This window comes from Streptomyces yongxingensis (assembly GCF_055597465.1).
The window spans coordinates 6,635,446-6,659,918 of the sequence record NZ_CM145717.1; the positions used below are offsets into that span (position 1 = coordinate 6,635,446).

A 24,473-nucleotide genomic window follows, 5' to 3' on the forward strand; every position below is an offset into this window, starting at 1 on the left:
CCGTGTTCCCTCCGATGCCGGCCGCCCCCGTGCGGCCGTGTCCCGTGCTGAGTAGTCCTACGCCCGGTCACCGAACGTGGCAATACTGCGTCCGGCGTTCACTCACGGATCGTGACCGGGCCGTGATGAAGGGTCGGCTGTGAAACGGGGCAGGTGGGACAGACGGGAGGATGGCCGGAACGGATCGGAAACTCGGCCAGGGATGACGGGAACACTCGGGAACGGGCACGAAACGGGCAGGAATCGGGCAGGGTGTGGGCGGGGGCGGGCAGGGCCGGTCAGATCAGCGCGGGTGCGGTGGGCGCGTCCGCCGACTGCGCGGCGCGCTGCAGCGCACTGGCGAGAAGTGCCAGGTCGGTGGGGCCGTTTCCGAGCTCGCGCAGCGGCCGGCGGGCGGGCGGATCACCCATCCGCCGCCACTCCAGCGGTACGACGGTGGGCCGCTGGGTCGCGGTGCGCGGTATCCGTCCGGTCACCCGGCCCGCCTGAAACGGCGTTCCGGCGGCGTCATCGGGGTGGAACAGCCGCCCACGGCCCGGCGCCGGGTCGCCGCCCGGGGCGGCTGCGGCGGCGGGGGTGGATGTGACCGAGCGTGTCGATGCGGCGGGGGATGTATCGGGCCTTTCGGGCTCGCCGGGGTGGGTGGGGTGGGTTGGGTGTGCGGGGCCGGTTGGGTGTGCGGGCGCGCCGGTGTTCAGTGGGCGCGCGTCCAGGGCGATCCGCAGCGCGGCCCGCTCGACGGCCGCCGTGTCCGCCGTACGGTCCGGACGGCCGGACGCCACGACCAGATGCACCCCGAGGCGTGCGCCGTCGCGGGCGATCGCCTCCAGCGCGCGGACGACCGAACCGGCCGCCGGACGGCCGGGGCTGCCGAGGGCCGGGGCCACCAGCGCGTCGAAGTCGTCGACGATCACGACGAGACGGGGGAGGAGGGAGCGCGGACGGGCGGGCGCCGCGCTCGCGGTGCGCTGGGCGCGCAGATTGAGCGTGCGGAGGGTGTCGCTGGGGGGAGGGTCGATATCGCCGGGCGGACGAGGCGCGACGACGCGAGGCGCACCGGCCGTGCGGGCTGCGTGGGCCGCGCGGGCGGCATGTGCGGCTCCGGGCGTGCCGGCTGCACCGGTCGTACCGGGGGCGCCGGTTGTACCGGCCGCACCGGCTGCACCGGTCGTACCGGGGGCGCCGGTCGTACCGGCCGAACGCGGCGTCCCGGGCGAACCGGCGCCGGAGGCACCGGCCGCGCCGGGTGTACTGGGGGCACGGCCTGAGCGGGCCGCACCGGGTGTACCGGCTGCACCGGGCCTACCGGGCGAACCGGCGCTGGGTGCGCTGGACGTACCGGTTGTACCGGCCGCACCGGTCGTACCGGCCGAACGCGGCGCCCCGGGCGAACCGGCGCCGGACGCGCCGGGTGCGCCGGCCGTACCGGACGTCCCGGCTGCGCGGGCCCCACCGGCCGCACCGGCCCCACCCGGCGCCCCGGGCGAACTGGCGCCGGGCGCACCGGCTGCACCGGCTGCGCGGGCCGGACCGGGTGTACCGGGCACATCGGATGTACGGCGTGCACCAAGCCCACCGGCCGCACCCGGCGCGCCAGTGCGGGACGCGCCCGTGTTGGCGCTCACGGTGCCGCCCGAGCCCGGGGCGGTGGCGCCGTCGCCGCCGCTCTCGCCGTCGCCGGGGTGGTGGGGCCGGTCGTGCCAGGCAACGAAGTCCCGCTGGCCCAGCAGTTCGGCGCGGCGCTTGAGCTCCGAGCTGAGTGCCTGCGCGAACTCCCGCATCCTCACCGGGTCGGTGGCCGCCAGATGCGTCGAGACATGCGGCAGATCCGTGCACACCCGCAGCCCCTCGCCCGCTCCGGCCCCGCCCCCGGCCGCAGACCCGGCGCCGTCGACGAGGATGAGCTCGAGCCGGTCCGGCCGTTCGGCGGCCGCGAGCGAGGCGGCGAACGAGCGCAGCAGCTCCGTCTTACCGGTGCCCGCCGCGCCGTCGATCAGTGCGTGCGGACCCTCGGCGGCCAGGTCGACCGCGAGCGGGCCGCGCGGACCGGCGCCGAGCACCGCCAGTGCCCGGCCGCCCGCCGGGACCTCGTCCGCTGCGGCCGCCCAACGGGCCAGCAGGGACGCGGGCGTGGCCCGCGCGAGCCCCAACTCGTCCAGCAGCCGCGCCGAGTCCGGCAGCGGGACGGTCGGCGGGCCGTCGGAGCCACCGAACGCGCCGTCCTGCGCGGAGGCGGCCGGGCGCAGGGGCGCGAGGGCCCGCGCGAACCGCTCGGCCCACGCCGCCGACACCGCGTCCACGGTCACGGTCGTGGTGGCGCCGGTCGCGCCGGTGATCCCGTTGACCCCGTCGGCGCCGGGCGCGGTCCCGTCCCCGTGGACGATCTGGAGCCCTGTGGCCACATCGCCGCTCAGCACGGCCGCCACCCCGCACGCCGCGAAGGCGGCGGACGCGGAACGCGCGGCCTCGTAGCTCATCGGCAGCGGGGACGTGGGCGACGCGGCGGGCGCCTCGGCCAGACAGAGCAGATGGATTCCGGCCGCGGAACCGCTCACCGCCAGCCGGGCCAGCGTGTCGTGCAGCGCGGCCGGACCAGGGCCGCCGTCCACGACCACCACGGTGTACGGCCCGAAGTGGCGTGCGGCCGCGGACCGCGCGGCGGCCGGGGAGGCGCTCGCCCAGCCGGGGCCCAGCGGACCGTCCTCAAGCCGCCGGGTCAGCTCCTCCGCACGGGCCGCGGCCTGCTCCGCGTCGTACGCGAGCAGCAGCCGGCAGTCCTGCCCGCGCGACGGCTGGACGTGCGGCAGCCAGCCGAGCCACGACCAGTCCGCGAGCCGCTCCGCGCCGCTGATCAGCACGATCTCCAACGCGGCCGGTGAGTGCAGGGCCGCCAGTTGCGCCACGACGGACCGGGCGAGCCCCGCCACCCGCGCCCGCGGGCCCGCGAGGCCCAGCGAGCCGCACTGCCGCAGATCGACGGTCACGGGCGCGGCGGGCAGCAGCCCGCCGTCGGCCGCCAGTTGGTCGGCCGAGCCAAGCCGCACGGTGAGCGCGTCCGGATGCCCAGGGGCGCGCTCCCAGAGGCGCGAGCCCGGCCCCAGCGCCGTCATCAGCATGGTGGCCGGATCCGGCCACCGCCGCTGCAACGCCTCCGCCTCCGCGGCCGCCCGCGCCGCCGCGCCCCGGTCCTCCCGCACCCCACCCCGCTCGGCCGCCTTCCCCCCGGCCAACTGCCGCACCCAGGCCCCTATCCCCCGCCGCCGAGCCTGCGCCCCCGGCGCGTCCAGCGCATACCCCGCGCCATGCGTACGCTCCCCGGCGCCCCGCCGCCCGGGGGCGCCGGCCCCCGCGCCGCCGGCCTGCGGCCGCCCGCCGCGTGGGCCGGAATCGGCGGGAGGCCCGCCGTGGCCCGCGCGGCCCGAGTCGGTGCCGCCGGAGCCCAGGCTGCTGCGCGGCCCGGCGCCCGGCCGGCCGCCGGAGTAGGGGGTGCGCTGTTCGGGAGCGGCGGACCGGCCGCCGTACGGCGCCTCACCGTAGCCCGCGTCGGCGGAGGGCCCCTGCGGGCTCTCCTGGTCGCGTCCTTGGCCGTACGGCTGACCGCCGCGCCGGGCGTCGCCGTAGGCCGCGCCCGGGCCGGGCTGCCGCCCGGAGTCGGCGTCGCCTTCGCGGTGCCGGCTGCGGCCCGCGGCCGCGCCGTCGTAAGGGGGGCCACCGGGACCTGCCGGGTCGTCGGCGGTTCCACGGGGTGTGGGCCGGTGGTCCTGGGCGGCGTCCGAGTGGCGGCTGCCGGTCGGCCGGGGGCCGTGGGCCGGATGCGCGCTGCCGCCCGCGCCGGGTCGGCCCTGGTCGGCCCGCGCGGGCTGCCCCGCCGGGGCGTGCCCCGCGGCCCCGGGGGCGCGGTCGCTCCGCCGGGTGCGGGCGGTGGACGGGTCGTCGTACGGCTGGCCGCGTCGGGCCGCGCCGCCGCGCTCCCCACCACGGTGGCCGACGTCCGCGGAGGCGGGGCCGTAGCCCGTGTCCTCGGGTGCGCCGGGGCTCCGCTGTCCGGCGGCCCCCGCGCCGGGGCTCGCCGGGGCGCCGGTCCCCCGGTCGGCCCGCACGTCTTGGGCGTGGCTCGGGCCGCGATCGCCGGGGGCACCCGGCGTGAGGCGTGGGTCATCGTGCGTGGGCCGGTCGCCGGGGGCCGAGGGGCGCTGCGGGGCCCGGCCGCGGTCGGCCGCTTCACCGCGCGGCCCGGGGGCCGGGCCCTCACCGGGGCCCCACCCGTCGTCGTTCCGGTGGGCGTAGGAGCTCGCCCCGCCCGGGGTACCGGTGCCCGCGTCGCCGCGCGGCCCGGTGCCTGTACCGCCGCGCGGCCCGGGGGCCGCGCCCGCGCCCCAGCCGTCGTCGCTTCCGTGGGCGCCGGCCCTCTCGTGGGCCGCGTGAGACTCGTCACCGGGCCCGGCGACCCTCGTCCAGCCCGTGCCGGGGCGGCGGGTGGGCGGGGTCCACGGGCCCTGGGCGGTGTGGGTGGGGGCGGCCGGTTGGGGGGCGCCGGTCCAGGGGGCCTTGGTGTGGGTGGGGTGGTCCCCGGCGGGGGTGACGCGGAGGTGGCCCTCGCCGTCCGGCTGGACGGGGAGGCGCGTGGGGGCCGAGGGCGACGCCGATGTCGTGGAGGGGACGCGCAGCCGTAGGGCGGACTCGCCGATCCGCAGCAGCGCCCCCGGCTCCAGGGGCACCGGCTGGGGGCCCACCGGGACGCCGTCGGCGGCGGTGCCGTTGGTCGAGCCCAGGTCGGCGATGGTCACGCGGCCGTCCTCGGCGACCGTGACCGCGCAGTGCAGCCGGGAGACGTCGGGGTCGTCCAGGGGGACGTCCGCGTCGGCGGAGCGGCCGATGCGGACCTGGCCGCCGTGCAGCAGATGGACGCCGCCCGCGTCGGGCCCCGCGACCACGTCCAGGTGGACCGTGGCGTCGGCGACGGCGGTCTCGGGCAGACCGGGGTAGCCGGGGTAGTGGTCGGAGTCGGGGTCGGCCGGGCCGTGCAGCGAGAGCACCGCGCCGTCCACCAGCGGCGGCTCGCCGAGCGCACAGCGCTGCGGGTCCAGCCGCTCGCCCCCCGCGTACAGCACCACCGCGCCGCCGCCCCCACCGCCGGCGCCCCCCGCCTCGTACCCGGCCGCGGCGACCGCGTCGGCCAGGCCACTGGCGACCGCGGCGAGGGCCGTGCCGACGGGGGCGGTGACCAGGACGTCCACCGCGCCCACGAGGGCGTACGGCCCGGACGCGGGCGCAGGATGGTGGCCGGAACGGCCCGGGTGGGCGCTGCGCGGCCCGAGGACGGTCAGCCGAATCTGCATCGCCGTCAACGGTCCCTTCTGTCCGGGGGGCCGGGCAGGGGTGCCGACCCCCACCACCGCCCCCAGGCCCTTCGGCACGTACAGGTCCGTACGGGGTCGTACGGCTCACGGAGCGTGAGCCTCCCGGCGCTCGGCGCTTCCGTGCTGCCTGCATCCTCGCACCTGCCACCGACAGTTCGCCCGCCGCCCGGCGCTACATGATCTTGATTGGTCGGCTAGTCGGCCGAAACTGGCTGATTGCGACCGGAACGGCTGCCGTTGAGCCGGCCTTGTGCCGCCCTTGTGCCGCCGTTGAGGCGACGGAAGCCGCCCGGCCGCCGCGCCCCTCCGCGCCCCGCCACGCCCGTTTGAGCGGCGATTGAGCGGTCACCGAGCGCCCCGGGTCACCGTTGGCAACCATCCGACCGGATCACACGTCTTCCCCCGCGCCGGGCCCCCGCGCCGGACCCTCGTGTGGTGATCGGATAGGGCTCGCCGTGCGTCGCCATTACAGTGGGGCGGACGAGCATCACAAGACGAGCACCAGAGCAGACCCACACAGCAGATCACCAGCAGACCATCGCAGTCCACCGATGTAAGACCACGATCAGGGAGCGCATGACGTGCGGCCGGTAGGCAGCAAATACCTGCTCGAGGAGCCGCTCGGGCGCGGAGCCACGGGCACCGTCTGGCGAGCCCGCCAGCGCGAGACGGCGGGGGCCGAGGCGGCCGTGGCCGGGCAGCCCGGCGAGACCGTCGCGATCAAGGTCCTCAAGGAGGAGCTCGCGAACGACGCGGACATCGTCATGCGCTTCCTCCGCGAGCGCTCGGTGCTGCTCAGGCTCACCCACCCCAACATCGTCCGCACCCGCGACCTGGTGGTCGAGGGCGATCTGCTGGCCCTGGTCATGGATCTGATCGACGGCCCGGACCTGCACAACTACCTGCGGGCCAACGGCCCGTTCACCCCAGTGGCCGCCTCGCTCCTCACCGCCCAGATCGCCGACGCGCTCGCCGCCAGCCACGCCGACGGCGTGGTGCACCGCGACCTGAAGCCGGCCAACGTGCTGCTCGCGGGCACCGGCGAGGGCCAGGAGATGCACCCGATGCTGACCGACTTCGGCATCGCGCGCCTCGCCGACTCGCCCGGCCTCACCCGCACCCAGGAGTTCGTCGGCACCCCCGCCTATGTGGCGCCGGAGTCCGCCGAGGGCCGTCCGCAGACCTCCGCGGTGGACATCTACGGCGCGGGCATCATGCTCTACGAGCTGGTCACCGGCCGTCCGCCATTCGCCGGCAACACCGCCCTCGAGGTGCTCCACCGCCACCTCAGCGAGGAGCCGCGCCGCCCCTCGACCGTGCCCGAGCCGCTGTGGACCGTCATAGAGCGCTGTCTGCGCAAGCGGCCCGAGGAGCGCCCGAGCGCCGAGAGCCTGGCCCGGGCGCTGCGCGTGGTCGCCGCCGGTGTCGGCGTGCACGCCTCGGCCGCGCAGGCCGAGGAGGCGCTCGGCGTCGCCGCGCTGCTCGCCCCGGACCCGGCGCCCGCCCCGGTCCCGGACACCGCGCCCGCGGACTCGGCCGACCCGACCCAGGTGCTCCCCACGAACGCCCCGGGCGGCACCCCCTCGTACGACCCCGCGGCGCCCACCAATGTGATGCCCACCACAGGAGCGAACGCCGGGGCCAACGCCGACCCCACCCAGGTGCTGCCGAGCGGCTCCGGACCGGCCGGAGGCGCCGATCCGACGCGCGCCATGCCGCCCGTACCGCCCGGTGGGCCGGGCCAGGACGATCCGCACCCCTGGCAGAACCAGTTGCGCGCGGCCCGCGACCGCAATGAGCAGACCCAGGTCCAGTACCTCGACCCGAGCGAGGACCCGCTGCGCCGCCGCCCCCACCGGGCCGCGCCGCAACAGCAGTACCAGCAGCAATACCAGCAGCCGCAGCAGTACCAGCAGCCCCAGCAGCCGCCCCAGCGTCAGCGGGGCCGCCAGCAGCCGCCGCCGTACGCCCAGCAGCAGCCGCAGCAGTACGCCCCGGCGCCGCACCACCCCCAGCAGCCCCAGCCGCAGCGCTACGCCCCGCCGCCGCAGCAGCCGGAGCCGCGCCGCGAGCCCCGCCAGCGGAGCTCCAGCCCCAACCGGATGAAGATCCCGGGGCTGGGGTGCCTCAAGGGCTGTCTGTTCGTGATCGTGGTCCTGGTCATCGGCTCCTGGCTGGTCTGGGAGCTGAGCCCGCTCAAGGACTGGATCGCCGACGGCAAGGGCTACTGGGACGCGGTCTCGGGCTGGATCGGCGACGTCCGGAAGTGGATCGAGGACCTCGGCGGGCCCAGCAGCTGATCCGCCCCCGGTCCCTCCCCGCCCCGGTCCCTCCCCGTTCCCGACCCCGTACCTCCGCCTCCGTACCTCCCACTTCGGTGATTTGTCGACATCCGAAGGGTGTTTTCCGCCGCAGAAGTGACAGTTGGCGTTGTCTGGTGCCCCCAACGCGCCAGTAGCCGCGTAGCTTTGTCGCCAACGTGCCCCCCTTGTTCGTGAGGATTCGGAGCAGTCTTGTCACGGAAGATCGGCAGTCGGTACACCGCGCATCAGCTCCTGGGGCGCGGCAGCGCCGGCGCGGTGTGGCTGGGCGACGGGCCCGAGGGACCCGTCGCCATCAAGCTCCTGCGTGAGGACCTCTCCTCCGACCAGGAACTCGTGGAGCGCTTCGTCCAGGAGCGCACCGCACTGCTCGGCCTCGACCACCCCCGGGTGGTCGGGGTGCGCGACCTGGTGGTCGACGGCAATGACCTCGCGCTGGTCATGGACCTGATCCGCGGTACGGATCTGCGCACCCGCCTCGACCGCGAGCGCCGGCTCGCCCCCGAGGCCGCCGTGGCGATCGCGGCGGACGTCGCCGACGCGCTGGCCGCCGCGCACGCCGCCGGGGTCGTCCACCGCGACGTCAAGCCGGAGAACGTGCTGCTGGACATGCGGGGTCCGCTCGGCCCCGGCGGTGCGCACCCCGCCCTGCTCACCGACTTCGGCATCGCCCGGCTGGTCGACGAGCCGACCCCGATCCGCGCCCAGCCCGCCCGCGACCGGCAGTCCTCCCAGGGCCGCTCGCCGAACCCGCGCAGCGTGATCGGCACCCCGGACTATCTCGCCCCCGAGATCGTCGAGGGGCTGCCGCCCCGGGCCAGCGTGGATGTCTACGCCCTGGCGACGGTCCTCTACGAGATGCTGGCCGGCTTCACGCCCTTCGGCGGCGGCCACCCGGGCGCGATCCTGCGCCGCCATGTGACCGAGACCGTGGCGCCGCTGCCCGGGATCCCCGACGAGCTGTGGCAGCTCCTCCTCCAGTGCCTGGCCAAGGCGCCCGCCTCCCGGCTGCGCGCCTCCGAGCTGGCCGCCCGGCTGCGCGAGCTGCTGCCCGGCCTGGCCGGATATCCGCCGCTGGACATCGACGAGCCCGATGAGCAGCAGGAGGGCGGCGAGCGGGAGGGCGCGGAGGCCGAGACCCCGCACCGCGGCGTCTCCGTCCCCGCCTCCGGGCCCGCCCCGCATACGCCCCCGCGGCGGCGCGGCGCGGTGCCGCTGGTCCCGGGCGCGGTGCCGGACTCCAGCCGCGAGACCCACACCAGCATGCGGGTGCCCAGCGCGGACGAACTCTCGGGCGGCGCCCACGGCACCGCGCGCGCCCCCCGGGTGCACGGCCAGCGCCGGGCGGGCTCGGCCCGCAACCCCGCGGTCGCGGGCGCGCTGCGCCGCCGTCGGCTCAAGGTGGCCGCGGTCACCCTGGCCGCGCTGGTCGCGGTGGGGCTCGGCGGATGGCTGGCGGCGAGCGGCGACGACGGCGGTGACCCGCCCAAGGGCGGCGAGCACTCCACCTCCCAGGACCCCGGTACGCCATGACCGGGGACGGTCAGTCTTCCGCAGCGGTTACGCTGGTGCCGTGGCAGTCGTCGATGTATCCGAAGAGCTGAAGTCCCTCTCCTCGACCATGGGGTCGATCGAGGCCGTCCTGGACCTCGACAAGATGAGGGCCGACATCGCCGTGCTCGAGGAGCAGGCGGCGGCCCCGTCCCTGTGGGACGACCCGGAGAACGCGCAGAAGGTCACCAGCAAGCTCTCCTATCTCCAGGGGCACCTGCGCCGGGCCGAGGAGCTGCGCGGCCGGATCGACGACCTCGAGGTGCTGTTCGAGCTCGCCGCCGACGAGGGCGACGACGACGCGCGCGTCGAGGCCGAGGCCGAGCTGGAGGCCGTCCGCAAGGCGGTCGACGAGATGGAGGTGCGCACCCTCCTGTCCGGCGAGTACGACGCCCGTGAGGCGGTCGTGAACATCCGCGCCGAGGCGGGCGGGGTGGACGCCGCCGACTTCGCCGAGCAGCTCCAGCGGATGTACCTGCGCTGGGCCGAGCGCCACGGCTACAAGACCGAGATCTACGAGACGTCGTACGCGGAGGAGGCCGGCATCAAGTCGACCACCTTCGCCGTGCAGACCCCGTACGCCTACGGGACGCTCTCGGTCGAGCAGGGCACCCACCGGCTGGTGCGGATCTCGCCGTTCGACAACCAGGGCCGCCGCCAGACCTCCTTCGCGGGCGTCGAGGTGCTGCCGGTCGTCGAGCAGACCGACCACATCGAGATCGACGAGTCCGAGCTGCGCGTGGATGTCTACCGCTCCTCGGGCCCCGGCGGCCAGGGCGTCAACACCACCGACTCCGCGGTGCGGTTGACCCACATCCCCACCGGCATCGTCGTCTCGTGCCAGAACGAGCGCTCGCAGATCCAGAACAAGGCCACCGCGATGAACGTCCTCCAGGCCAAGCTGCTCGAGCGGCGCCGCCAGGAGGAGCAGGCCAAGATGGACGCGCTCAAGGGCGACGGCGGCAATTCCTGGGGCAACCAGATGCGTTCGTACGTTCTGCACCCGTATCAGATGGTCAAGGACCTGCGCACCGAATTCGAGGTCGGCAATCCGCAGGCGGTGCTCGACGGCGAGCTGGACGGTTTCCTCGAAGCGGGGATCCGCTGGCGCAAGCAGCAGGAGCAGGAGAAGTAACCTTCCCGCTCACCCCAACGGGCCGCGCGCACCGCGTTTTTGGTCACAGTCCTGTACCCATGCACGCGGCAAGCACTTCCATAGCGGACATCTCGCATGCAATGGCCTTGACGGTGGTTTGAAAACTGGGAAAGCTGACGCGCGGCATGCGTATGACTGGGGCGCGTGTTGAACGGGGGCCGGCGGACCGCCTCAGAGGGATAGGGGCCCGCGGAGACTGAGAACCCCGAGCCGTTGCCCCGTGCATAGCTGCTCCATTGACGAGTAAAGCTACTGGGGGTAGCAGGCAGATGACGAAGAAGACGCGGCTGCGCGTGGCGCGAATAGCGGCCGGTGCGGTGATCGCCGCCGGCGCGTCGCTCACCGCCGCCGGCGCCGCATCGGCCGTTGGTGTTGATGTCGGTATCGGCGGCGTGAACGTTTCGGCCAACGCGGACGAGAAGGGTCTGGACGTCGGCGTCGGCATCGGCAAGGACGACCCGACCGAGGACCCGACCCAGCCGCCGACCGACGACCCGACGTCGATCCCGACCGACCCGCCCACGGACGAGCCGACCGACCCGCCGACGGACGAGCCCACTCAGCCGCCCACGGACGAGCCGACGCAGCCGCCGACGGACGAGCCCACCAAGCCGCCGACCGGCGAGCCGAGCGGCGAGCCCACCGACGGCCCGACCGCCCAGCCGAGCACGCCCGGCCACGGCGGCGGCACCGGCGGTGGCGGTGGCGACGACAGCACCTGCACGGTGGACCTCGACAGCACCAACTGCGACGACAACACCGGCACCGACAACGTCGGCTCCAAGCCGGTGGAGCAGGGCAAGGCCAAGGAGCAGCTCGCCGAGACCGGTGCCTCCGAGACCACGTTCCTGCTGGTCGGCGCCGCGACGATGATCGCCGGTGGTATCGGCTTCCGCTTCGTGCCGCGTCTGGTGAACCGCAACAACGTGGCCTGATCGCGCGCCTCACGCACGGTAAGGGGCCCGGAGCGCTGCAGCGCTCCGGGCCCCTTGTGCGTTCATCGGACCCCTGGTGCGGTCAGGGGCGCCCGGTCCGGCGGATCGCCTCGTAACGCTGGGTTACGCCGTCGCCATCTCATGCGCGAGCACGGCCACCGCGATGAGCGCCACCAGCAGCGCTATCAGTGCGGCCGGGGTCAGCCCGCCGAACATGCCCTCCTGCTGGAGGCGCTCCCTGCTGGCCCGGCAGACCGGGCAGCGGCCCTCGCTGACGGGGCTCGCGCAGTTGGCGCAGACGAGCCTGTCGTACGTCATGCGCTTTCTCCTCCCGCGCGGCGGTGCCGCAGTAGACACGGGGCCAACGCTCAGGGAAATGGGTTGGTTCCCCTTCCACTGTGCCAGCTTCCGTCCGGTTCGGCGCGCCCCGCACGATTCCGTGCCGCATCCGTACCGGTTTCGTGGCCGTTTCAGCCGCCCCGGCAGGCGGTTTGTCAACCGTTTGACCCCAATAGTGCAGTGAAGAAACCCACCCACGCCGGACGGCGGACTGCGCGGCCATGCGCGCTTCGCGTATGGTCACGCTCACCGACGGGAGCCGCTTCGGCGGCAGCCCGTACCGCTACCCAGGTCACCGTGGTGCTCCAGTGATCCGATTCGACAACGTATCCAAGACCTACCCCAAGCAGAACCGTCCCGCACTTCGGGATGTCTCGCTCGAGATCGAGAAGGGCGAGTTCGTCTTCCTGGTGGGCTCCTCGGGGTCGGGAAAGTCCACTTTCCTCCGGCTGCTGCTCCGCGAGGAGCGGGCCAGCCATGGCGCGGTCCATGTGCTGGGGAAGGATCTCGCGCGGCTGTCCAACTGGAAGGTGCCGCAGATGCGCCGCCAGTTGGGGACCGTCTTCCAGGATTTCCGGCTGCTCCCCAACAAGACGGTCGGGGAGAATGTCGCCTTCGCGCTCGAGGTGATCGGCAAGCCGCGCGGCGCCATTCGGAAAACCGTTCCCGAGGTGCTCGATCTCGTGGGTCTTGGCGGTAAGGACGACCGTATGCCCGGCGAGCTCTCCGGTGGTGAACAGCAGCGGGTGGCCATCGCCCGCGCGTTCGTCAACCGTCCGATGCTGCTGATCGCCGACGAACCGACGGGAAACCTGGACCCGCAGACCTCCGTCGGCATCATGAAGCTGCTGGACCGGATCAACCGGACCGGTACCACGGTCGTCATGGCCACCCACGACCAGCAGATCGTGGACCAGATGCGCAAGCGCGTGATCGAACTTGAGAAGGGCCGCCTCGTCCGCGACCAGTCCCGCGGCGTCTACGGCTACCAGCACTGAAAGGACGCCATGCGCGCCCAGTTCGTCCTGTCGGAGATCGGCGTCGGTCTCCGCCGCAATCTCACGATGACCTTCGCGGTCATCGTCTCCGTGGCCCTCTCGCTCGCCCTGTTCGGCGGGTCCCTGCTCATGCGCGAGCAGGTGAGCACGATGAAGGGCTACTGGTACGACAAGGTCAACGTCTCGATCTTCCTCTGCAACAAGAATGACAAGGAGACCTCGGCCAACTGCGCCAAGGGCGCGGTCACCGAGGCGCAGAAGCAGGAGATCGAGTCCGAGCTCAAGCAGATGAACATCGTCGAGTCGGTGCACTTCGAGACCAGTGAGGAGGCGTACAAGCACTACAAGGAGCAGTTCGGCGACTCACCGCTGGCCGACTCGCTGACCCCGGACCAGATGCAGGAGTCCTTCCGCATCAAGCTGAAGGACCCCGAGCGCTATGACGTCATCTCCACGGCCTTCGCCGCCCGCCCCGGGGTGCAGGAGGTCCAGGACCAAAAGGCCCTGGTCGACGACCTGTTCAACCTGCTCAACGGCATGAACTTCGCGGCGCTCGGCGTGATGACGCTGATGCTGATCGTCGCACTGATGCTGATCGTCAACACGGTGCGGGTGTCGGCGTTCAGCCGCCGCCGGGAGACCGGGATCATGCGGTTGGTCGGCGCGTCCAGCTTCTACATCCAGATGCCGTTCATCATGGAGGCCGCCATCGCGGGGCTGCTGGGCGCGGGCTTCGCCTGTGTACTGCTGGTGAGCGGGCAGTACTTCCTGGTCAACAACTGGCTGGTGGACAAGATCGATGTGATCAACTTCATCGGCTGGGACGCGGTGCTGGCGAAGCTGCCACTGGTGCTGGCGATTGGCCTGCTCATGCCCGCTCTCGCGGCGTTCTTCGCGCTCCGCAAGTACCTCAAGGTGTGACATTCGCCCAGGGCGCCGTACCGGACAACCCCCGGTACGGCGCCTGTTGGTGCCCTACACTCACCGGCATGTCGGGCCCGTGTTTGTTCGTCCATCCCCGCCGCATTCGCCGCGGGGCCGCCCTGACACTGGTCTTCGCCGGCGTGCTCGCCACCGGAGCGGCCGTCGGTTCCTGGGGCGCCGAGCCCGGACCGCGCCGGGACCCCCAAGCCGCCCGGATACCGGCCCGCGCCTACGTCGGCGCGGTCGAGAGCGACCAGGTCAAGGCGGCCGCGGCCGCGGCCCAGGAGGACGGGAAGTCCGGTTCGAAGGCCGCCCGTGAGGTGGTGAGCCGCAGCGGAGACCGGTGGGGCGCGGTCTACAGCGCCCGTGAGTACGAGGGCTACCGCCAGACCCTCGACGGCGCCTACGTCGGCGTCGGGATCTCCGCCCGCCGGGACGCCCAGGGGCGGATCGCGGTGGAGCGCGTCGAGCCCGGCAGCCCCGCCCAGAAGGCCGGGGTCCGGGCCGGTGACCGACTGCGCACGGTCGACCACAGGGCCGTGACCGGGCGGCCCGTCACCGAGGTCGTGGCGCTGCTGCGCGGCCCCGCCGACGGCTCCCCGGGCACCCGGGTGGAGCTCGGGCTGCGGCGCGGCGGCCACGCATGGACGCAGGAGCTCCGCCGGGCCCGGCTGACCACGGACCCGGTGACCGTCGACCGGCTCAGCGGCTACGACGACCACAGACCCGGCGCCGTCCGGATCAAGGTCGACTCGTTCACCAAGGGCACCGGAGAGCGGATCCGGCGCGCGGTGCGCGCCATCCCCCGGGGCGACGGCATCCTGCTGGATCTGCGGGGCAACTCCGGCGGGCTGGTCTCCGAGGCCGTCACCGCCGCCTCCTCCTTCCTCGACGGTGGCCTGGTCGCCACCTATGACGTCCGTGGTGACCAGCGCGTTCTCGACGCGCGACCGGGCGGCGACACCGACAGCCCGCTGGTGGTGCTGGTCGACGGCGGCACCATGAGCGCCGCCGAGCTGCTCACCGGCGCCCTCCAGGACCGCGGCCGCGCCGTGGTCGTGGGCTCCCGGACCTTCGGCAAGGGCTCGGTGCAGATGCCGAGCGAACTGCCCGACGGCTCGGTCGCCGAGCTGACCGTCGGCCACTACCGGACCCCGGCCGGGCGTAACGTCGACGGCGAGGGCATCGATCCGGACCTGACGGTCAAGGGCGACGACGGCCCGTCCGCGGAGGCGCGGGCGCGCACGGTATTGAGTGGCCTCGGGGGCGGGTCCTAGTGCGAGAATGGCCTGACCATGGCTAAAGAGACGGGTCGCAAGCTGATCGCGCAGAACAAGAAGGCGCGGCACGACTATCACATCCTGGACACCTACGAGTGCGGTCTGGTGCTGACCGGGACCGAGGTGAAGTCGCTGCGCCAGGGGCGGGCCTCGCTCGTGGACGGCTTCGCCCAGGTGGACGGCGGCGAGGCATGGCTGCACAACGTGCACATCCCCGAGTACAGCCAGGGCACCTGGACCAACCACTCGGCGCGCCGCCGGCGCAAGCTACTGCTGCACCGGGCGGAGATCGACAAGCTGATCGGCAAGACCCAGGAGACCGGCCACACGCTGGTGCCGCTGGCGCTGTACTTCAAGGACGGCCGGGCCAAGGTCGAGGTCGCGCTGGCCAAGGGTAAGAAGGAGTACGACAAGCGCCAGACCCTGCGGGAGAAGCAGGACCGCCGCGAGGCCGAGCGGGCGATGTCGGCGGCGCGGCGGCGGCAGCGGGCCTGACCAGCCGGAAGGCCGCCGGGCCGCGCGCCCCGGGCGACGCTCCGGGCGGCGGGAATGATGTGGCCTTGTCGCGCGTTGTTCACCTATGATGGCTCTGCGCCCCACCGAGGGCGTGGCACCACCTTGAAAACACCACATGGGGATGATCGGTTTCGACAGCGGCTGTCGAAGCAGGGGAAGCGAGCCGAGGAAGCGGCAATGATCTCGTTAACCATATGTCGCAACCAATAATCGCCAACACCAAGCGCGATTCCTTCGCCCTCGCTGCCTAAGTAGCGACTTGCGAAGTGTCAGCCCGGGGCTGTTCCCGACCCGGATCCTGGCATCGACTAGGGAACTAAACCACTAGACCCGGTCACGGGGTGTAGTGGGAAATCAAACAGTGACTGAGCCCGTCGGAGACTTGTCCGCGTGATCTCCGGGGCCGAGAAAAGCACAGCGGACTGCGCTCGGAGAAGCCCTGATTCCGCACCGTTGGACGCGGGTTCGATTCCCGCCATCTCCACTCATCCCATGTACGACGAAGGGCCCCGCCACCACGGCGGGGCCCTTCGTCGTGTGTATGGCCTGTGATCAGTCGAGCCGGTGTTCCCAGCGCAGTGCGGGCCGGTCGCCGATCCAGTACGTGTGCGAGCGGGGGGTGACGCGGAGCCGCACGGTGCTGATGTCGGGACGTTCGGCGTCCTGCCAGGCGATGAGCGTCCGCTCGATGTCGTCCCACAGTGCCACCGGCCCGCCCTGCCGGACGGTCCAGCCGGATCCGTTCCCGGTGAACGCGGCGAAGGACTCGCGGTCGGCATCGAAGACGTAGAGCTGTCGGCGGCCATTGCTCCCAGTGGCACGTACGAGCTGGGCGCCGGGCGCGGTGAGCTGAGCGAGAAAGGCGGGCATCCACTGCTCCAGCAGGGTCGGCGGCACCTTCGCTTCGCGCTCGCTGTCGGCGTAGGCGGTGCGCGCCGACAGGTCGCCGGCGAGCGGCACGACGGCCTGGGAACGGGCCTGCATGAACGACGACTCCCCGACGATCCGCCCCTCGGCTGTGCCGTCGTCGTTCACGGTGACCTTGGCGAGGCCGGTGCCGTACGCCCATGAGCCGGGGGCGAGGGTGGTGAGGACGATGCCGCCCGGCTTGGTCTGGCGTACCCAGGTATGGGGGACGCGGCGTACCGCACAGGTGGCGATGACGCGGTCGTAAGGGGCGCGGCGGGGGTGGCCGAGGAGGCCGTCGCCGGTCACGGTCCATGTGGAGTATCCGGCAGCCTCCAAGGCGGCATCCGCACGGGCGGCCACGCCCGGGTCCACTTCGATCGTGGTGACGTTGTCTTCTCCGAGCCGGTGGCACACCAGGGCGGTGGAGTAGCCGGTACCGGTGCCGACCTCCAGCGCGGTGTGACCGTCCTCGATATCCAGGGCCTCGAGCATGCCGACGACCGTCACCGGCGTGGTGGATGACGACGTGGGCACGCCAGGGACGGGTTCGGTGGCCTGGTCGGCGGTGAGGTGCCCGTCCAGTTGTGTCACCAGAGACTCGTCGCGGTAGGCGATCTCGGACCATTCCTTCGGGTCGGTGCCGAGTGCGGTGACGGGCCGCCAGCGCCCATCGTCGGCGGGCAGGAACACGCCGGGCCGGAGGAACAGCTCACGGGGTACGGCCTCGACCGCCGCGCGCCACTTCGGATGGGTGAGGACTCCGGCCTCCTCGAGCCGGTCGGCGAGGGCACGCCGCTCCGGTGCGGTGTCGGGTGTCATCGGGAGGTGTCTCCTTGCGCGAGTAGGTCGGCGAAGGCGGCGGCCATCGGCAGGCCGGTCCTCTCTTCCAGCCACCCCCATTGGCCGTTCGGGTTCAGCTCGAGCCAGTGGGGTTCGCCGTGGCGGTCGAGGGCGAGGTCAAAGCTGCCGGTAGGGAGGGCGAAGTGGTCGAGGCAGGCGAGGAGCGCCTTTTCCAGCCGATTCGGCAGGTCTACCACGCGGTAGGAGAGGGCGGAGTAGTCCTTGCGCCAGTCCAGCAGGCCGGAGTCGATGCGGACGGCGAACGACTGCTGCCCGACGACCAGCACTCGAAGGTCGGCCACCTTGTCCACACGGGCCTGGAACAGGTGCGGAGCCACGGACACGGTGTCGTCGACCTCGTCGGCGGTGACCGGCTCTGCCCAGCTCGTCATGCCGATGCCGTCTCGCTCGTACGGGGTCCAGCGCAGCGTCTTGGTGATCACCTGTCCGTGCGCGGCGATGAACCTGCGTGCCTCGCCGGGGTCGTTGGTCACCAGCGTCGCGGGCACGGTGAGGCCGAGGCGTACGGCTGTGGCGAGTTGGGTGAGTTTGTGGTCGGCCGCCGCGTTGCGGACGGGGTGGTTGACCCATAGCGGGCCGTCGAGGGCGTGGAGGACGCCCGCGATCCCGTGGCGGACCTGCGCGGCGGCGTAGCGTGCGTCGTCCGCGTCCAGGTGCTCGAATGCGGGCCAGACAGGGCGGCGCCAGTACACCGCCCGTACATGCTCCAGGTCGGCGGTCCTCGACGGCGTACGGAGCCGCCCGGCCACCGGGGTGGAGGCCGGGCGGTCACCGAATCGCGCCGAGACCGTCAGCTCCCCGGCCGGGAGATCCGCAGGATTGAAACGGACCACGGGAACACCGCGCTCGTTGAGATGGGTGAGCACCATGTCGGCGGTGATGTCGAGCGGTTCCGTGACCACGAGGACCGGTTTGGTGTCGGCCATCGGGCTGTCAGTCCTGCTGGGAGTCCTGGTCGGAGCCCGCGTCGTTGCGCGAGTCCAGTTTCGTCACGGTCGATGTTGAGGTGGCGGAGCTGGTGCCGTGCCTGCCCATCTCGACTACCAGGCCGGCACGGTCGCGGAAAACGCCGGTCTGGGTGTCCGGGTCGATGGTGACGGTGGTGAACGGCACCTCCGCCGCCGTGGGGTACGGGCCGAGTCGGCCCAGGCCCCACGGGCGGACCGGGGCGGGCTGGCTGGGGGTGGTGCACGTGGTCATGGTTTCTCCATTCGTGTAGGTGGATGTGGTGTGCCCGCATTCTTCGCTCAGGGGTGAGGGACGGGCGCCCATCGCCGGTCGTGCGTCACGGGAGGTCACCCGGGGTGGCACACTCTGCCCAGACGCCTTTGCCCCACGGCTTGGGGTCGATACCCCACCGGCAGGAGACGGCGTCCACTACGGCCATGCCGCGCCCGGACTCAGCTGTTTCGCTCGCCTCGATGACGCGGGGGATCGTGCGGGATCGGTCGAACGTCGAGATTCGTACCAGGTGATCGCTGGGGCGTTCGACCTTGAGGCGGAAGCAGCCGCGCTGCTCGGGATCGGGGATGTGGCGGGTGACGTGCCGGATCGCGTTGGTGGCCAGCTCTGAGGCGATCAAGCGGGCGTCGTCCACCAAGTCCTCCAGCCCCCAGGCGTGCAGGGTCGCGGCGACGGACAGGCGCGCGATGCCCACGGCCTCCTCGGTGCATGGGAGCGACTGGGTGTAGGTCGGATGGCCTGTGCAGGTGGGCGTGAGCGGTGAGGGCTTGCTGATCATCATCGTGGTCATCTCGTCGGCCTTCTGGTGAGTGGGCCAGGCAGCGTGGAGACCCCGGGGAATGGGGCTCGCCGCATGCCGTTGGGAATGCCCGGTCTGCCGCCGGGCGTGTCATCACCATCGCGGCCCACCGCCTCGTGCGGGAGCGTGAGGTGGCATTCCGCACGTCGTGTGCCGAACCCGCACATGGCGTGCTTCCGTACGCCCTCCCCACCCGCCCGCGGTATCCCTAATGTCGTGTCTCCCGTTGTTCCGTAGGAGGTACCTATGGACGTTGGTTCAGCGAGAGTTGACATCGGGGCGATCCTTCGTGGCGCCCGCTGCGCCGCCCGCCTCACTCAGGCGCAAGTCGGTCAGGCGTGTGGCTACTCCGCGTCGGCCGTCTCCCGGATCGAGTCCGGTCGCATGCGGCTCGACCACGCTGCGCTGGTGCGGTTCGCGGCGTTCTTGCACCTCCCACTCGACCGGCTGATCGCGACTCCTGTGCCGGGCGGACCCATGGTCGATACCGTGGAGTGTCCATCGGGCGAGGAGGATGCGGTGCGTCGTAGGGAACTGCTCACCGGTGCGTTGGCAGCCGGGACAACGGCCGTTGTCGGCACCGCACCAGCCGGTGCCGCGTCCGGCCCCTTCGACCCGGCGGCCGGACTTGAGGACGCTCTCTTCCGGCTCCCTTCTGCTGCCCCGGTTCCGCCGGCCCGCCTCGTCCAGCAGGCAGCGGCCGCACGATCGGACTTCTGCGCCGCTCGCTACACCTCTCTCGGTCGCGCGCTCCCGGGCCTGCTTGCCGCGGCCTCGGCGACGCGGGACGCGTCGAGCGGGCGGGCGCGCGAGCAGGTGAGCATGGTGCTCGCGCGGGCATATGTGCTGGCCGCCGAGTTGGCGCTCAAACAGCACAACGACGCGGCCTGGGTGGCTGCCGACCGTGCGCTGGCCGCGGCCCGGGCCAGCGGCCACCCGGTTCCGATTGGTGAGTCCTCCCGGGTGCTCGCGATCACCATGCGGCGCTCGGGGCGGTGCCCGGCCGCGGTGCGGCTGCTCACCCAGGAGGCGGCCGATTTGGATGTGGACCGGTCCTCGACCGGGGCGGTGCGTACGACGCTGCTGCTGACGGCCGCGTACACAGCGGCCACCAGCAGGGACCGCGCCACGGCGCTGGGCCTGCTGGACGAAGCTCAGGAGGAGACGGAGCGGCGCCAAGCGGTACCGGGACTGTTCACCGTGGACGCCAGCCAGACGCAGGTGGACGTGTACCGGATCGGCGTGCTCAACGCACTCGGCACGCCTGACGAGGGCGTGAAGGTCGCCGCACGGCTGAACATCGACCGCATGCCGACGGCCGAGCGCCGCGCCCGGGCCTGGACGGATACGGCTCGCATGTGGCACGCCCTCGGCGACCATCCGCAGACCTTCGCGGCGCTCCGCAAGGTGGAGCAGGAGGCGCCGCAGGAAGCGCGGCGGCCCGCACTGCGTGCCCTGACGGCGGACCTGCTGTACCTGCCCGCCCGCGTGCCGGGCGTGCGGGAATTCGCGGCCCGCACCGGGGCCCTGCCCAGCTGACGGTCTCCTCATGACCGGGGCAGCGGCGGAAGGCAACGTGAGCTTCGTTCGGATTGGTGACGTGGAGTCCGTGTGGGATGACCTGCTGGGCATCTACCGAGAGTGCTGGGCGCACAAGCTCCACCTGCCGCACTACGCCCCGGAGACATTCGGGGAGCGGCTGCACCGACATGCCGGGGAACCGGGGTGGGAGGCCGTGGTGGCGTATGACTCCGGTGAGCCCATCGGCTACATCTACGCCAACCGGCTCACCGGAGCGGATGACCGATGGTGGCGTCGCACCCGCCCGGAGGCTGAGCCGACCGTCGCGGGGGTTTCCACAGTCGCGGTGAAAGAGATGATGGTCCGCCAGCGGTGGCGCAGGCAGGGGACTGCCCGCAAGCTCCATGACGTGCTCTTGGCCGGGCGGCCCGAGACACAGGTCTCCTTGATGGTGAACCCCTTGAACCAGGACGGGAGGGTGCAGGCCCTCTACGTGTCATGGGGCTACCGGACGGTGGGCACCGCGCAGTCTTCGCCGGAGGCGCCGGTACTGACGGTGATGGTGCGCCCCGTCCGGGCGTAGGGCTGTCGTTCGGCCGGTGGGTCAGCCGATGTCCAGGACCGCCTTGCCGTGGAGGCGGCGCTCGGTGAGGGCGGTGACGGCCTCCTCGGCTCGGTCCCAGCCGCCGCGCCAGGTGATCTGGGGGTCCAGGTCGCCCGTCGCTACGCGCTCCGCGAGCCAGCCGAGGTCCGCGCCGATGTCGGGGCGGTCCAGCAGGTAGAAGGTGACGATGGAGCGGTTGTGGCGGCCTTCGTTGCCGTAGAGGGCGCCGAACGGGAAGGTCTCGGGCTGGCCCGTCACATGGCCGACGGACACCAGGGTGCCGTGCGCGGCGAGCTTGTCGTACGCCGCCACCAGCTGTGGTCCGCCGACGTTGTCCACCACTCCGTGCACCGGCTCGTCGATCTCCGCCGGGTCCGTGACCACCTGGTGGGCGCCCAGGGCACGCAGACCGTCGCCGTGGGCCGCCGGATCGCCGGTGGAGGCGATGACGTACGCGCCGCCCAGCCGGGCGAGCTGGACGGCATAGCGGCCGACTCCGCCGGTGGCGCCCGTGACCAGGATGCGCCGGCCGAGGGTGTCGCCGATCCGGCGCAGCGCGCGCAGGGCGCTGCCGCCCGCGACCGGGACGGTGCTGATCGCGCCGGGGTCGGCACCGGCGGGCGGGACGCCCAGCATCCCGGTGTCCACCGCGCGCAGCTCCGCCCAGCCGCCGTCCGCGCCCAGGGTGACGACGGGGGTTCCGGCGGCCGGTCCCGAGCCGTCGGCGGCCGCGCGCTCGACCACTCCGGCGGCGTCCCAGCCCAGGACGGTGCCGTCAGGGACCTCGGTCCGGTGGGCGACCTCGCCGTAGTTGAGGGAAGTGGCGGTCACCCGGACCAGCGCCTGGTGCGGGGCGGGTTCGGGGTCGGCGGCTTCGCCGATGCGGAGGCCGGAGGGGGAGGAGTGGTCAACGAGCAGGGCGCGCATGGCGGTTCGCCTTTCCGGTGAATGATGGCGACATCAGTTATGCCACTGAGTGGCAAACGCGTGCAAGTGGCATCGTCGATGACGGCTACACTTTTCGCCGTGACTGCCGCTCCCGACTCCTCACTGCGCGAACGCAAGAAGCGGCGCACCCGTCAGACGCTGATAGACACCGCGCTGGAGCTGTTCACCCGGCGCGGCTTCGGCGGGGTGACGCTGGATGAGCTGTGCGAGGAGGTGGAGGTCTCCAAGCGCACCTTCTTCCGCACCTTCACCAGCAAGGAAGACGTCGCGATGGCCCCCGACCAGGACCTGTGGCGGGCCTTCCTGGAGGAGCTGGAGACGGCGGAGCCGGACGGGCTGCCGGTGGTGGAGCTGGGGCGGGACGCGCTGCTGGCCGCGCTGGCGCGGATGGACGACGAGGGCTGGGCCCGCCGGCTGCTGCTCAGTCGGCGGCTGGCCGAGCGGACGCCTTCGATGGGCGCGCACGGTTTGCAGTTCTGCGAGGCCACCACGCAGGAGGCGCTGGCGATACTGCACCGCCGATTCGGCCTCGGCACGCTGGGCGACCTCCGGCCGCGGCTGGCCGTGGACATGCTGGTCGCCGCGTTCCACGGGGCGCTGGCGGGCTGGGTGGCGCGGGCGGACGAGGCGCGCGAGGCGGGCCGTACCGAGCCGCCCACCGCCGAGGAACTGGCCGACCGCCTCCGCGAGGCCGTCGCCGCCCTCCCGGGCGGCCTCGCCCTGACGGTGGGGCGATCAGCCGGGGGCGGCTGACGGCCGAGGATCCCGCGCGGACGTGGCTGACACGGCCGTGGGCCCCGCGCCGGGGGATGGCTTTGGACCCGGCGCTGCGGGGGATGGCCTCGCGCCCGCGCGCTCTGTCGCGAAACGATGCGGTGCGGGATCCTCCCGTGACATGAGCAGACCCTTGAACCGTCGTGCGCACGGCTGGATCTGGCCCCTCGTCATCGGACTCGCCTGCACCCTCACCTGGAGCTCACCAGCCGGTGCGGACGCCTCCCGCGCCGGGATCGGTGACGCCATCGACACCATCCTCGCCGACCCCCTGCTGAAGGGCGGCGCGGCCGGAGTCGTGGTCGCCGACGCCGACTCCGGTGCCGTGGTCTACCGGCACCGGCCCGACGACCGGCTGATGCCCGCCTCCAACACCAAGCTGTTCACCTCGGCCGCCGCCATGGGGCTGCTCGGCCCCGACCACCGCTTCCGCACCGATGTGCTGACCGACGGCAGCCGACGCGGGCACACCCTCCGGGGCGATCTCTTCCTGCGCGGCACCGGCGACCCCACGATGCTCGCCGGGGACTACGACCGGCTGGCGAAGGGCGTCGCCGACGCGGGGATCACCAAGGTCAGCGGGCGGCTGATCGCCGATGACACCCGCTTCGACGCCCAGCGGGTGGGCCGCTCCTGGGCGGCCGACGACGAGTCCTCGTACTACGCGGCGCAGATCTCCGCGCTGACCCTCGCCCCCGACACCGACTACGACGCGGGCAGCGTCATCGTGGAGGTCACCCCGGGCGCGGCCGCCGGCGACCGGCCGAAGGTCACCGTCACGCCGCCGAACGCGTACGTACGGGTCGACAACCGCGCGACCACCGGAAGCGGCAGCCTCACCGTCGAGCGGCAGCACGGCTCCAACACCATCACCGTCAGCGGCGCCCTCCCGGCCGGGGCGGCGACCGCCAAGGAGTGGGTCAGCGTCTGGGCGCCCACCGGCTACGCCACCTCGGTCTTCGCCGACGCCCTAGAACGGCACGGCGTCCGCGTGGCCGGGCCCACCCGCCTGGGCCGGGCCGCCCCGGCGGATGCCCACACACTCGCCTCGCACCGCTCCATGCCGCTGAAGGAACTGCTCATCCCTTTCATGAAGCTGTCCAACAACATCCACGCCGAGGCGCTCACCAAGGCCATCGGCTACGAGACGGCCGGGCGCGGCACCTGGGACGCGGGGCTCGCCGCCATCGCCGACTGGCTGAAGAAGCGGGGCGTGGACACCGGCGCGGTGCGCCAGGTGGACGGCTCGGGGCTGTCGCGGATGGACAACATCGCCGCCGGGCGCCTCACCGAGCTGCTGCTGTCGGTGCGCGACGAGCCCTGGTACGCCGACTGGTACGCCTCGCTGCCGGTGGCCTGCGCCCCGGACCGGTTCGTGGGCGGCACCCTGCGTACGCGGATGTGCTCCACCCCGGCGGCCGGGAACGCGCGCGGCAAGACCGGCTCCCTGACCGGCGCCTCCGCGCTCTCCGGCTATGTCACCGACGCGGACGGCAGGGAGCTGGTCTACAGCGTGGTCCTCAACAACTACCTCGCCCCGTCCGTGAAGAACCTGGAGGACGCGATCGTGGTGACGCTCGCGAAGTCCGGCGAGGGCCATGCGGAGGCGGTGCGGCCCCGTGCCGTACGGGACGACGCCACGGGTGCCACGGCCGCCACGGCCGACGCCGGACGCGAGTGCTCCTGGGCCAAGCCCCACCGCTGCTGAGGCCAA

Annotated in this window: 19 protein-coding genes and 1 other RNA gene; 13 read left to right on the top strand and 7 right to left on the bottom strand. The window is 73.0% G+C overall.

The features are described from left to right. Positions 1 to 278: 278 nt before the first annotated feature. Entirely contained in the window at positions 279 to 5,339 is a 5,061-nt protein-coding gene (locus ACZ6TD_RS28640) for an FHA domain-containing protein (RefSeq protein ID WP_471342756.1), read from the bottom strand. A 602-nt stretch (positions 5,340 to 5,941) separates the two neighbouring features. On the opposite strand from ACZ6TD_RS28640, the gene ACZ6TD_RS28645 reads away from it, so the two are divergent. From ACZ6TD_RS28645 to ACZ6TD_RS28660, 4 genes are all read left to right on the top strand, one after another. Continuing rightward, positions 5,942 to 7,660: a serine/threonine-protein kinase gene (locus ACZ6TD_RS28645; RefSeq protein ID WP_471342758.1), complete on the top strand. Its 1,719-nt coding sequence runs from the start codon at positions 5,942 to 5,944 to the stop codon at positions 7,658 to 7,660. 213 nt (positions 7,661 to 7,873) lie between these two features. Then, complete coding sequence (locus ACZ6TD_RS28650; protein ID WP_471342761.1) at positions 7,874 to 9,214, top strand: serine/threonine-protein kinase; 1,341 nt, start codon at positions 7,874 to 7,876, stop codon at positions 9,212 to 9,214. Positions 9,215 to 9,254: 40 nt separating this feature from the next. Then, entirely contained in the window at positions 9,255 to 10,367 is a 1,113-nt protein-coding gene (prfB, locus tag ACZ6TD_RS28655; protein ID WP_470010375.1) for a peptide chain release factor 2, read from the top strand. Positions 10,368 to 10,657: 290 nt separating this feature from the next. Further along, complete coding sequence (locus ACZ6TD_RS28660) at positions 10,658 to 11,323, top strand: hypothetical protein (protein ID WP_471342764.1); 666 nt, start codon at positions 10,658 to 10,660, stop codon at positions 11,321 to 11,323. Between the two features lie 123 nt (positions 11,324 to 11,446). On the opposite strand, the gene ACZ6TD_RS28665 is transcribed toward ACZ6TD_RS28660, so the two are convergent. Beyond that, positions 11,447 to 11,641: a hypothetical protein gene (locus tag ACZ6TD_RS28665; protein WP_020870883.1), complete on the bottom strand. Its 195-nt coding sequence runs from the start codon at positions 11,639 to 11,641 to the stop codon at positions 11,447 to 11,449. Positions 11,642 to 11,970: 329 nt separating this feature from the next. Between ACZ6TD_RS28665 and ftsE the strand changes: the two genes are divergently transcribed. From ftsE to ssrA, 5 genes are all read left to right on the top strand, one after another. Continuing rightward, positions 11,971 to 12,660: a cell division ATP-binding protein FtsE gene (gene ftsE / locus ACZ6TD_RS28670; protein ID WP_069863504.1), complete on the top strand. Its 690-nt coding sequence runs from the start codon at positions 11,971 to 11,973 to the stop codon at positions 12,658 to 12,660. A gap of 9 nt (positions 12,661 to 12,669) precedes the next feature. Further along, positions 12,670 to 13,581, top strand: a complete 912-nt coding sequence (gene ftsX / locus ACZ6TD_RS28675; protein ID WP_020870885.1) for a permease-like cell division protein FtsX — start codon at positions 12,670 to 12,672, stop codon at positions 13,579 to 13,581. A 68-nt stretch (positions 13,582 to 13,649) separates the two neighbouring features. Continuing rightward, positions 13,650 to 14,861 (top strand): S41 family peptidase, encoded by a 1,212-nt coding sequence (locus ACZ6TD_RS28680; protein WP_471342767.1) that lies wholly within the window; start codon positions 13,650 to 13,652, stop codon positions 14,859 to 14,861. 18 nt (positions 14,862 to 14,879) lie between these two features. Next, complete coding sequence (gene smpB / locus ACZ6TD_RS28685; RefSeq protein WP_137978213.1) at positions 14,880 to 15,359, top strand: SsrA-binding protein SmpB; 480 nt, start codon at positions 14,880 to 14,882, stop codon at positions 15,357 to 15,359. 138 nt (positions 15,360 to 15,497) lie between these two features. Further along, positions 15,498 to 15,867: a transfer-messenger RNA gene (gene ssrA / locus ACZ6TD_RS28690) on the top strand. 65 nt (positions 15,868 to 15,932) lie between these two features. Here ssrA and tgmC read toward each other — a convergent pair. The 4 genes from tgmC to ACZ6TD_RS28710 form a co-directional block, all read right to left on the bottom strand. Then, positions 15,933 to 17,108: an ATP-grasp peptide maturase system methyltransferase gene (gene tgmC / locus ACZ6TD_RS28695; protein ID WP_471342770.1), complete on the bottom strand. Its 1,176-nt coding sequence runs from the start codon at positions 17,106 to 17,108 to the stop codon at positions 15,933 to 15,935. Continuing rightward, positions 17,105 to 18,076, bottom strand: coding sequence for an ATP-grasp ribosomal peptide maturase (gene tgmB, locus ACZ6TD_RS28700; protein ID WP_137978212.1), 972 nt, complete (start codon positions 18,074 to 18,076; stop codon positions 17,105 to 17,107). Before tgmB ends, tgmC begins: the two co-directional genes overlap by 4 nt. A gap of 7 nt (positions 18,077 to 18,083) precedes the next feature. Further along, positions 18,084 to 18,350, bottom strand: a complete 267-nt coding sequence (tgmA, locus tag ACZ6TD_RS28705; protein WP_471342772.1) for a putative ATP-grasp-modified RiPP — start codon at positions 18,348 to 18,350, stop codon at positions 18,084 to 18,086. An 85-nt stretch (positions 18,351 to 18,435) separates the two neighbouring features. Beyond that, positions 18,436 to 18,903: an ATP-binding protein gene (locus ACZ6TD_RS28710; RefSeq protein WP_471342775.1), complete on the bottom strand. Its 468-nt coding sequence runs from the start codon at positions 18,901 to 18,903 to the stop codon at positions 18,436 to 18,438. A gap of 255 nt (positions 18,904 to 19,158) precedes the next feature. On the opposite strand from ACZ6TD_RS28710, the gene ACZ6TD_RS28715 reads away from it, so the two are divergent. Beyond that, a complete protein-coding gene (locus tag ACZ6TD_RS28715) occupies positions 19,159 to 20,451 on the top strand; it encodes a helix-turn-helix domain-containing protein (RefSeq protein ID WP_471342777.1) in 1,293 nt (430 codons plus the stop codon). Positions 20,452 to 20,461: 10 nt separating this feature from the next. Next, on the top strand, positions 20,462 to 21,016 hold the full coding sequence (locus tag ACZ6TD_RS28720) for a GNAT family N-acetyltransferase (protein WP_137978208.1): 555 nt from the start codon (positions 20,462 to 20,464) through the stop codon (positions 21,014 to 21,016). A gap of 21 nt (positions 21,017 to 21,037) precedes the next feature. Here the strand turns inward: ACZ6TD_RS28720 and ACZ6TD_RS28725 are convergent, their stop codons facing one another. Beyond that, on the bottom strand, positions 21,038 to 21,964 hold the full coding sequence (locus ACZ6TD_RS28725; protein ID WP_471342781.1) for a zinc-binding dehydrogenase: 927 nt from the start codon (positions 21,962 to 21,964) through the stop codon (positions 21,038 to 21,040). A gap of 99 nt (positions 21,965 to 22,063) precedes the next feature. Here ACZ6TD_RS28725 and ACZ6TD_RS28730 point away from each other — a divergent pair, with 99 nt between their 5' ends. Both ACZ6TD_RS28730 and dacB read left to right on the top strand, forming a co-directional pair. Further along, positions 22,064 to 22,738, top strand: coding sequence for a TetR/AcrR family transcriptional regulator (locus ACZ6TD_RS28730; protein ID WP_471342783.1), 675 nt, complete (start codon positions 22,064 to 22,066; stop codon positions 22,736 to 22,738). Positions 22,739 to 22,880: 142 nt separating this feature from the next. After that, on the top strand, positions 22,881 to 24,467 hold the full coding sequence (gene dacB / locus ACZ6TD_RS28735) for a D-alanyl-D-alanine carboxypeptidase/D-alanyl-D-alanine endopeptidase (RefSeq protein ID WP_471342786.1): 1,587 nt from the start codon (positions 22,881 to 22,883) through the stop codon (positions 24,465 to 24,467). Positions 24,468 to 24,473: the final 6 nt, after the last annotated feature.

Excerpts from the sequence above, each read along its gene's own strand:
- ACZ6TD_RS28720 (WP_137978208.1), top strand. The coding sequence starts at position 20,462 with ATGACCGGGGCAGCGGCGGAAGGCAACGTGAGCTTCGTTCGGATTGGT.
- ACZ6TD_RS28665 (WP_020870883.1), bottom strand. The coding sequence starts at position 11,641 with ATGACGTACGACAGGCTCGTCTGCGCCAACTGCGCGAGCCCCGTCAGC.
- ACZ6TD_RS28680 (WP_471342767.1), top strand. The coding sequence starts at position 13,650 with ATGTCGGGCCCGTGTTTGTTCGTCCATCCCCGCCGCATTCGCCGCGGG.
- ACZ6TD_RS28715 (WP_471342777.1), top strand. The coding sequence starts at position 19,159 with ATGGACGTTGGTTCAGCGAGAGTTGACATCGGGGCGATCCTTCGTGGC.
- ACZ6TD_RS28710 (WP_471342775.1), bottom strand. The coding sequence starts at position 18,903 with ATGACCACGATGATGATCAGCAAGCCCTCACCGCTCACGCCCACCTGC.
- smpB (WP_137978213.1), top strand. The coding sequence starts at position 14,880 with ATGGCTAAAGAGACGGGTCGCAAGCTGATCGCGCAGAACAAGAAGGCG.
- tgmC (WP_471342770.1), bottom strand. The coding sequence starts at position 17,108 with ATGACACCCGACACCGCACCGGAGCGGCGTGCCCTCGCCGACCGGCTC.
- ftsX (WP_020870885.1), top strand. The coding sequence starts at position 12,670 with ATGCGCGCCCAGTTCGTCCTGTCGGAGATCGGCGTCGGTCTCCGCCGC.
- tgmB (WP_137978212.1), bottom strand. The coding sequence starts at position 18,076 with ATGGCCGACACCAAACCGGTCCTCGTGGTCACGGAACCGCTCGACATC.
- ACZ6TD_RS28640 (WP_471342756.1), bottom strand. The coding sequence starts at position 5,339 with ATGCAGATTCGGCTGACCGTCCTCGGGCCGCGCAGCGCCCACCCGGGC.
- ACZ6TD_RS28725 (WP_471342781.1), bottom strand. The coding sequence starts at position 21,964 with ATGCGCGCCCTGCTCGTTGACCACTCCTCCCCCTCCGGCCTCCGCATC.
- dacB (WP_471342786.1), top strand. The coding sequence starts at position 22,881 with ATGAGCAGACCCTTGAACCGTCGTGCGCACGGCTGGATCTGGCCCCTC.
- ACZ6TD_RS28660 (WP_471342764.1), top strand. The coding sequence starts at position 10,658 with ATGACGAAGAAGACGCGGCTGCGCGTGGCGCGAATAGCGGCCGGTGCG.
- tgmA (WP_471342772.1), bottom strand. The coding sequence starts at position 18,350 with ATGACCACGTGCACCACCCCCAGCCAGCCCGCCCCGGTCCGCCCGTGG.